8 protein-coding genes are annotated in these 8,706 nt (G+C 37.1%); 5 read left to right on the forward strand and 3 right to left on the reverse strand.

From position 1 onward, the window contains the following. Together PN450_RS21455 and PN450_RS21460 are read left to right on the forward strand one after the other, a co-directional pair. Nucleotides 1-404, forward strand: a 404-nt coding sequence (locus tag PN450_RS21455) for a helix-turn-helix domain-containing protein (protein WP_271837499.1), incomplete at its 5' end; no start/stop codon positions are given. Nucleotides 405-442: 38 nt separating this feature from the next. Continuing rightward, nucleotides 443-1,309, forward strand: a complete 867-nt coding sequence (locus tag PN450_RS21460) for an NB-ARC domain-containing protein (protein ID WP_271837500.1) — start codon at nt 443-445, stop codon at nt 1,307-1,309. 5 nt (nt 1,310-1,314) lie between these two features. On the opposite strand, the gene PN450_RS21465 is transcribed toward PN450_RS21460, so the two are convergent. The 3 genes from PN450_RS21465 to PN450_RS21475 all read right to left on the reverse strand — a co-directional run bounded on the left by PN450_RS21465 (nt 1,315) and on the right by PN450_RS21475 (nt 5,661). Continuing rightward, a complete protein-coding gene (locus tag PN450_RS21465) occupies nt 1,315-1,932 on the reverse strand; it encodes a Uma2 family endonuclease (protein ID WP_271837501.1) in 618 nt (205 codons plus the stop codon). 115 nt (nt 1,933-2,047) lie between these two features. Next, nucleotides 2,048-3,289, reverse strand: coding sequence for a bifunctional ornithine acetyltransferase/N-acetylglutamate synthase (gene argJ, locus PN450_RS21470; protein WP_148765779.1), 1,242 nt, complete (start codon nt 3,287-3,289; stop codon nt 2,048-2,050). Nucleotides 3,290-3,543: 254 nt separating this feature from the next. Continuing rightward, a complete protein-coding gene (locus tag PN450_RS21475) occupies nt 3,544-5,661 on the reverse strand; it encodes a serine/threonine-protein kinase (RefSeq protein WP_271837502.1) in 2,118 nt (705 codons plus the stop codon). 604 nt (nt 5,662-6,265) lie between these two features. Here PN450_RS21475 and PN450_RS21480 point away from each other — a divergent pair. The 3 genes from PN450_RS21480 to PN450_RS21490 are packed head-to-tail and all read left to right on the forward strand — an operon-like array spanning nt 6,266 to nt 8,698. Beyond that, a complete protein-coding gene (locus PN450_RS21480; RefSeq protein WP_271837503.1) occupies nt 6,266-6,742 on the forward strand; it encodes a helix-turn-helix domain-containing protein in 477 nt (158 codons plus the stop codon). 1 nt (nt 6,743) lies between these two features. Beyond that, nucleotides 6,744-7,595, forward strand: a complete 852-nt coding sequence (locus PN450_RS21485) for a PIN domain-containing protein (protein WP_271837504.1) — start codon at nt 6,744-6,746, stop codon at nt 7,593-7,595. Between the two features lie 56 nt (nt 7,596-7,651). Continuing rightward, nucleotides 7,652-8,698: a zinc-dependent dehydrogenase gene (locus tag PN450_RS21490; RefSeq protein ID WP_148765771.1), complete on the forward strand. Its 1,047-nt coding sequence runs from the start codon at nt 7,652-7,654 to the stop codon at nt 8,696-8,698. Nucleotides 8,699-8,706 lie beyond the last annotated feature (8 nt).

Consider the following 8,706-nt stretch of genomic DNA (forward strand, 5'->3'; position numbering starts at 1 on the left):
AACGAAAAATGGTCGTTTGGGGATTTGATATTAGCGATCGCCACCTAAGATTTCGACGATTTTGTATCAAAATTATCCTCACAGGTATTCAAAAATCCGAAATTACCGATTGTGACACTGGGGGGTGCGGAATGTGGGATCAAAGAGCCTTAGCTCATGATACCGGATTGTCCTTAACCACAGTTAGCAATTTCCTCACGGGTAAACCTGTGAGTTATGCAACATTTGAAGAACTATGTCGCAAATTAAACCTCGACTGGCGAGAAATTGCAGTTACCAATGAGGAAGTAACTTCTACCCCCCCGCAATACGTACAAATACGTAAAAAAAAACAAAAATATCAGGTCAAGACTGGGGAACAGCAATTGATATTTCCGCATTTTACGCACGCAAGGAAGAACTGACACAGCTAGAATCATGGATTTTACAAGATAGCTGTCGCTTGGTAGGATTGTTCGGTATGGGTGGAGTTGGGAAAACAACCTTAGCTACTCAACTCACAAAACAAATTCATGATCAATTTGATTACGTTTTTTGGCGTTCAGTGCCGACAGTTCCATGTTTTGATAATATGATCACTGACTTGCTATCTTTTGTCTCCCATCAAAAAGAAAGCAAACCCGACATAAATCGAATTATTCATTATTTGCGTACCTATCGTTGTCTGATTATCTTGGATAATTTAAACACAGTTTTAGACGTGGGTAATACTGAATATAATCATTTACTCTGCATAATTGCCGAAACCAACCATCAAAGCTGTTTGATTTTCACTAGTAGAGCTAAACCTGTTCAAGTCACCTTACTGGAGAATTGGTCATTATCAGTGCGTTGCTTAAGGTTGCATGGTTCATCAAAAATAGCCTTTTCCCTGATACAATCAAAACAATTGTTAGGGACAGATGAACAAAAGTACGAATTATGTAATCTATATAGTAATAATCCTCTAAAAGTTAAAATTGCTGTCAATAGCATCATTGACTTATTTGATGGTAATATTGAAAAATTCCGAGAACAAAATACATTATTAGTCAGTAATTATATTAACAGCTTACTGGAACAGCAGTTAAATCCCCTCTCGGTTCTAGAATGGCAAATTATGTACTGTCTGTCCACTGACCAGCAATTAACAACTATTACTGATTTAGCACCAAATCAAAATATATTACCGACTGTTTCTAAATCCCAACTTTTACAAGCAATAGAAAAGCTATATTCACGCTGTTTAATAGAGAAAGAAGCGGGTAAGTACACTTTGCAACCTGTTCTCAGGGAGTATGTCATGGAAAAATTTATTCATAAATTATGATTTTATTATAGAGAAGCTTGAAAAATTTGATTTGCTGTAAGATCTAATTCAGGAAAAGTTTGGGAAATAATCCGTTCATGATCTCTAAACTTACTAATTTGATATTCTTCATCAATTAAATTACAAACAGAGATTGTCGGTTGTTTAGGATTACCAATAAAATTCCTGCCACCTAAAGCTGCATAATCTACAATCCAATATTCAGAAATTCCCATTTCCTCATAATCAGCATATTTTAAATGATAATCATCACGCCAATTAGTTGATACAACTTCAATTACTAAAGGTATAGATGCACCATTACTGATGATAGATTGTTTTTTCCATAGTTTTTCGTTAGCTAAATTTTCCCGATTTAGCACTAATAAATCTGGGAAATAACCAGAATCTTTACCCTCTGGTCTAACTATAACTTGGTTAGGAATACCATAGGGTAATCCCAGACGTTTAATTTCAAAGGGAATTTCTACACCTAAAAACCCTTTAACTTCTTCGTGATCACCTATTGGTTGTGCCATTTCAATGATATTTCCATTATGTAGTTCGTAACGTACCCCGGAATTTTCAGGAAGCCCAGCGACAAATTCCTCAAAGGTAGTAACTTTAGATAAAGTTTGAATCATGGGTGTTGTTGAGTATTGCTGATAATAAAAATATTATAGCGGCATTGTCAAACCTCAACTCAGATTAAGAACTATTGGCGTTGCAACTAAAAGTTAAGCAGCAACGCCGATTTTTCTAGGTCGTATACTCAGCGTTAATTTTCACATAATCATAACTCAAGTCACAACCCCAAGCCTGACCTGTTCCATGACCATTACCAACACCGACGGAAATTAACACCGTGTCTGATTGCAGATATTCACCATTAGCTGCTGCTTTTAAATATGCACTAGCTGCGGCTTTATCAAAGGGTAAAGGTTGACCATTTTCAAATAGTAAAATATCCCCTAATTTAACAGAGAGGTTTTCTTGTTCAAAGGGGACTCCAGCCCGTCCAGCAGCAGCAGCAATCCGTCCCCAATTGGGATCATGACCAAAAATGGCAGCTTTGACTAAAGATGACCCGGCAATGGTTTTGGCTATTTGGCGGGCTGATAATTCATCGTGAGCGCCAGTGACTTGGACTTCTATTAAACAAGTTGCACCTTCGCCATCACGAGCGATCGCTTTCGCCAAATGCTGACACACATAAGTTAACATAGCTTCTAGTTTCTGTGCCTCTGCCCCCATTTCGGTAATTGCTGGGGTGCGAGATTGACCATTTGCTAAAGCAATTAAACAATCATTTGTACTTGTGTCACCGTCAACTGTGATAGAATTGAAGCTTCTATCCGCTGCTCTGGTTAACATTTGTTGCCAAAGCGTAGAAGATACCGCCGCATCACAGGTAACAAAGGCTAACATTGTCGCCATGTTGGGGTGAATCATCCCTGAACCCTTCGCAATTCCACCAATTCGCACCGGACGGTCATGGATAATGGTTTCTAAAGCTATGGATTTTGTCACTAAATCTGTGGTGACAATTGCTCCTGCGGCTGCGTCTGAACCTGTTTCTGATAGTTCTGCAACTACTTTGGGGATACCACCCCGCAAAATATCCATTTTAATCCGTTGACCAATTACGCCGGTGGAAGCTAATAAAATGGATTCTGGGTTAATACCTAATTCTTGACCTAATAAATCTGCACTTTCTTGAGCATCTTTAATCCCTTGTTCACCTGTTGCGGCGTTAGCTTGTCCCGCATTACAAAGGATGGCTCTAGCGCTATGTTTCCCTTGTAATACTTGACGACAGTAATCTACACAGGCTGCTTTAACTTGGCTAGTGGTGAATACACCTGCGGCGATCGCTTCCACGTCTGATACAATTAAAGCTAAATCCGGTAATCCCGAAGCTTTCAGTCCTGCTGTAATTCCCGAAGCTTTATACCCCCGCGCTGCTGTCACACCACCAGTAATTATTTGCCAGTCTGCCATAATTTTGCTCACAATTATCTATATCACGTTTACTGCTCAATTACCTTCCGCCTCTGGTTTGATATCAGCGTCCAGTATTTATCTCTATAAGTGAGTTTATCTGTTGACGACAATCTTTTTTTGGTTGGCGTTGAAAATTGTGGTTATAGCAATAGGCAATACTTCGACTTCGCTCAGTAACCAGAGGCAAGAGTAAAGAAGTTTTCAGCGATTTTACGTTTCTTTACAGAGTTTGGTTTTTTCCGTTCACCTACTTACCGAAATTTAGTTTTATCAAGTACCAAACCTCGACGGGAAAAATTTTCGTCATTATTGACTGGAATCTGCCAAATTTTAATTAAATTATCTTCACCACCACTAACTAAAAACTTCCCGTCAGCACTAAAAGCAAGGGAGATAACAGCATTACTATGTCCCGTCAATGTTAGCATTTCCTCTCCTGTAGCCACGTTCCAGAGTTTAATGGTGTGATAGATTTGTTCTCCAGAAATATTTCGTCCAGCACTTGCTAAAATTTGACCATCAGGACTAAAAGCAATAGTATTAACACTATTATCTTCTACCATGAGAGTCCGAATTTCTTGTAGGGTTTGTAGATTCCATAATTTAATTGTGCGGTTGCGGCTGGAACTTGCTAAAATTTTACCATTAGGACTAAAAGCCACAGCTATGACTGTTTGTGAACTGGTACTTAAAGTCTGAATCGGTTCTTCTTGATTAATATTCCATAGTTTAATAGTTTTATCAAAACTACCACTTGCTAAGGTGACACCATCAGGACTAATATCTACAGAACGTACCCAATATTTATGACCAATTAAAGTACGAATTAGCTTACCTGTTGTTAAATTCCAAATTTTGATACTTTTATCATCACTAGCACTCACTAAAGTTTTACCATCACCACTAATAGCTAAACTATGAATCGCATCAGTATGACTCTTTAAGGTGTGAATTAATTGATTTGTTTGTAAATTCCAAATTTTAATAGTTTTATCATCACTACCACTAACTAAAGTTTTTCCATTAGCAGTTATAGCTACTGCATTAACATTTTGGGAATGTCCCTGGAGACTGGTAATTTCTTTACCTGTTATGACATCCCATAATTTAATATTATCACATTGACTATTACTACTTTTCTCGCAATCACCACTACTGATAATCAGTTTACCATTTGGACTCATAACCACTGACAAAACTTTGCTTTTATGTCCAGAAAAAGTATTGACTAAAGATAATTTTTTTGCTGATATTTCAGATATTGGTGGACTATTGTGAGGTTGACTCCAACTAAAAGAAAAATTAGTTTTTAACTTGCGAAATTCTCGATAACCAGATTCTGCTAATCCCAAAAAAACAATTATCCCCAAGATGAAAATTAAATTTCTAACCCAAATATATTTTGATGAATGTGGGTGAGAATTTTTTCTAGGTGATTCTATAATTGTATGATTCGCTGCTGGTAGAATATGAGTATGCTTTTTCATCAAATCTCTAATTACTTCATCAGCAGATTGATAACGATCCTGTATTTCTTTTTGTAGTAGCTTATCTATAATTTCTGCTAATTCTAAACTCAAAGGAAAACGTAAATAATGCCGCCAATTTCCTACCCAAGCATAACCATATTCCATCCATAATTGAAAAGGAGAAATTCCTGTTAATAGATGAAAACAAGTCGCACCCAAACCAAATAAATCACTTGCAGGATAGGCTTTTCCATCTCTAATTTGTTCAATGGGAGAATAACCATGAGAACCGATAGAAGTACCATTTTTTCGCTGTACTTGTGCAGTTAACTGTTTAGAAGAACCAAAATCAATAAGTGTTAATCTCCCATCAGATTTTCGACGAATAATATTTTCTGGTTTAATATCACGATGAATTACCCCATGTTGATGCACAAATTTGATAATTGGTAATAAATCTAATAAAATAGATTGAATATCCCAATCTTGATAAATTCTTCGAGACTTTAATTCATTAAATAAATTTTGACCATCAATAAATTGTTGTACTAAATATAAACAATTATCTTGTTCAAAATAAGCTATTAATGTGGGAATTTGGGGATGTTCTCCTAATTCTTGAAGTCGTCTTGCTTCTTCTGAAAATAGCTGAATTGCTTTTTTTTGTGACCAAGTACCTTGAAATTTTGGTGCTAGTTGTTTAACTACACATAATTCATTTAATTTATCAATATCTTCTGATATATAAGTTCTGCCAAATCCACCTTCATCAGAAAGAACACGGATGACACGAAACCGATTTCTCAAAAGTGGCACTAACGGAGTGTGACAAGTTTGACAAATTTGATGATTATTTGGATTTTGAGGATTTGAACAATCGGGATTTAGACAGCAGATCATAATCTATATGGTGCATCTGCATGATAAAATTTATAAATAAACCTAGATTTGACTACAGCAATTAGTAATTATATTTAACCTGGAACTTCACAAGCATAGAAGATATAAGTAAGTCGGCACGATAAAATCAATATACATTTTTTTCGTAAAAACCCTTAAATAACCTATCTATAAGGTATTTGTCGAATTTACATTTCGTTACATATGTTGATTGTTTAACGCCAACTTACTTATTATTGCCAGTTATTTTGATGATATCTCATAGGAAATGGAAAATAACGGCATTTTGCCATTATTATGATGATGTATATTTTGGTTGAGAATTGCAGTTATATTTTAGGTGAAAATAATTATTTTCTTACCTATATTCTCCCATACAAATCATTTGTTAAACTGTATTTTCGTTTACAGATATGTCAAATTGTGATGAGAATTTACAAGATTTCATCTAGCTTCTCCATAAAAATGTCCAAAAAATAAACTTGCCCAAAATCTATTGCTTTGTCACAACGTTTCACAAAGTATATTTTATTTGATTTCTGTTGCGGATATTGCGTTTAGAGGATATAAAATATATGATATAGATATCAAATATATATTCATTATGAAGACTATCACTGAGCAAAACCTGCCTTTAGAGTCAGTTATGGCTCAAGAACCGGAAAAATCATCTATCAAGCATCTTGAAAGTATACTCCAGCTTGAAGGGTCTCAACCAAAATTAGTAGGAGCAGACGGTAAAGAAATTCAGATTCCCGAATCGGTTTATCAGATTTTACATCAAGCTGTTCATGCACTAGCATTAGGTAAGGTAATATCTGTAGTTATTCAGGATAGAGAACTAACGACACAAAAAGCCGCAGACATTCTCAAAGTTTCCCGTCCTTACCTGATTAAGTTATTAGATCAAGGTGAAATTCCTTGTATTAGAGTGGGAACACATCGGCGTGTCCGTTTTGATGATTTAATGAAGTATAAGCAAGAACGAGATACTAAGCGTCGGGAAGGAATTAAGCAATTTACTCAGTTTTTGGAAGCAGAGGGATTCTATGATGATGAAAGTAGTGAATTAGATCGGTAAAATGGTACTTTCTGTAATTTTAGATTCCTGTGTTATCTACCCTATGCCTTTGTGTGATACTTTGATGCGTGCTGCTGAAGCAGAGTTATACGAACTTCATTTTTCACAAGAAATTCTGGATGGAGCTACTCGTAACCTTCTAAAAAATGGAAGAATGAAAACAGATGCTCAAGCAGCATACTTTCAAGAACAAATCAAGACAAACTTTCCTGATGCGATGGTGGAAGTACCTTCACAGTTAATAGCAGCAATGACCAACAATCCCAGGGATCATCATGTTATTGCTGCTGCTATAGTTGCTAAGGCCAAAGTTATTGTTACTGTTGACATGGATGGTTTTCCTACACAAGCTTTAACTCCTTGGGGTATTGAAGCTTGGCACGCAGATGATTTTTTGGTGTACCTTGATGAGCAAAATCCAGGAACAATGATTAAAATCATTTGGGAGCAGTCTAATGAGCTTAAAGATCCAAAAAGTGTTCCTGAGATTATTGACAAGTTAGAAACAACTAATTTAAATAGAAAGAATAGAGTACCAAAATTTACTCGTACTATTCGCTGCCAATTCTATGGTGACGAAATTGTGCAAAGTGCCAAAAAAACATTAGATAAACTAGGTGAAGTAGCACCAGATGGTGGGCGGTACTATGAAGGTAAGCGATATCGTCTTTGGCAAAAAGGGGAAATTTTAACAATTACTGCTAAAGACAACCGTGGTGAGATTCTCAGATTTGAGAATGGCGAAATCGGGGGATATCTTTCATCAGCAGATGTTGAAGCATTCCAAATTTTTGAACAAAGCTTAGAAACACAATTAGAAAAAGCTAAAAGACAGAAAGATAAAACTCCATAACTTAACCTCACCCACAAAATGTTAAATCTAGTAACGTTGAATAGTGGAAAACCAACGTGAAAGCACAAGTATTTAGAGGCGTAAATCAATTATCCTACGAGGAAATCCCAGTTCCTACCCTAGACGCAGATGAAGTGCTGGTGCAGGTGAGGGTTGTGGGTTTGTGTCAGTCAGATATTAAAAAGATTCGTTATCCTTTGTATGAACCGCCACGCATATTTGGACATGAAACCGCTGGAACTATTGCGGCTGTTGGTTCACAGGTAAAAGGGTGGCAAGTAGGACAACGGGTAGCGGTGATGCACCATATACCATGTATGCGTTGCGCTTACTGCTTAAATGATAATTTTTCCATGTGCGATGTTTATAAAAATATCTCCACTAGCGCGGGTTTTAACGCCAGTGGTGGCGGTTTTGCGGAGTATGTGAAAGTTCCAGGTCACATTGTCGAAAATGGTGGCTTAATTCCCATCCCTGATGATATCAGTTTTGAAGAGGCGAGTTTTGTTGAACCCACTAATTGCTGTTTAAAAGCGGTGAAAAAAGCTCAAATTGCACCGGGACAAACTGTATTAGTAACTGGGGCAGGTCCCATTGGGTTAATGTTTATGATGTTGGTGAAGTATTTTGGAGCGAAAGCGATCGCTACCGACCTCTTACCATCTAGAATTGAAAAAGCTCTAGAAGTAGGCGCAGAAGCAGCTTTTGATGCCCGTGACGCTGATTTATCTACCAAAATTCAAGCTTTAACTGGGGGAATGGGTGTTGATGTCACCTTGTTAGCTGTTCCCAGTGACAAAGCATTTTTCCAAGCTTTAGACTGCACTCGCAAAGGTGGAAAAATTCTCTTCTTTGCGGAGTTCCCAGACGAGTTGACAATCCCCATTAACCCCAATACTCTCTACCGTCGGGAAATAGACTTAATGGGCAGTTATAGCTCATCCTACCGCCTGCAAAGCCTATCTGCGGACATCGTATTTAATCGCCGCATTGATGTGAAAGCCTTAATTAGCGATCGCTATCCCCTCCAAAATTTATCACAAGCCGTAGACCAAGCGATCGCCCCCACGGCGGAAACTTACAAAATTTTAATTTATCCATAGTGGGGGAG

Origin of the sequence: Dolichospermum lemmermannii CS-548, assembly GCF_028330815.1 — a bacterium.
Classification (GTDB): Bacteria; Cyanobacteriota; Cyanobacteriia; order Cyanobacteriales; family Nostocaceae; genus Dolichospermum; species Dolichospermum lemmermannii.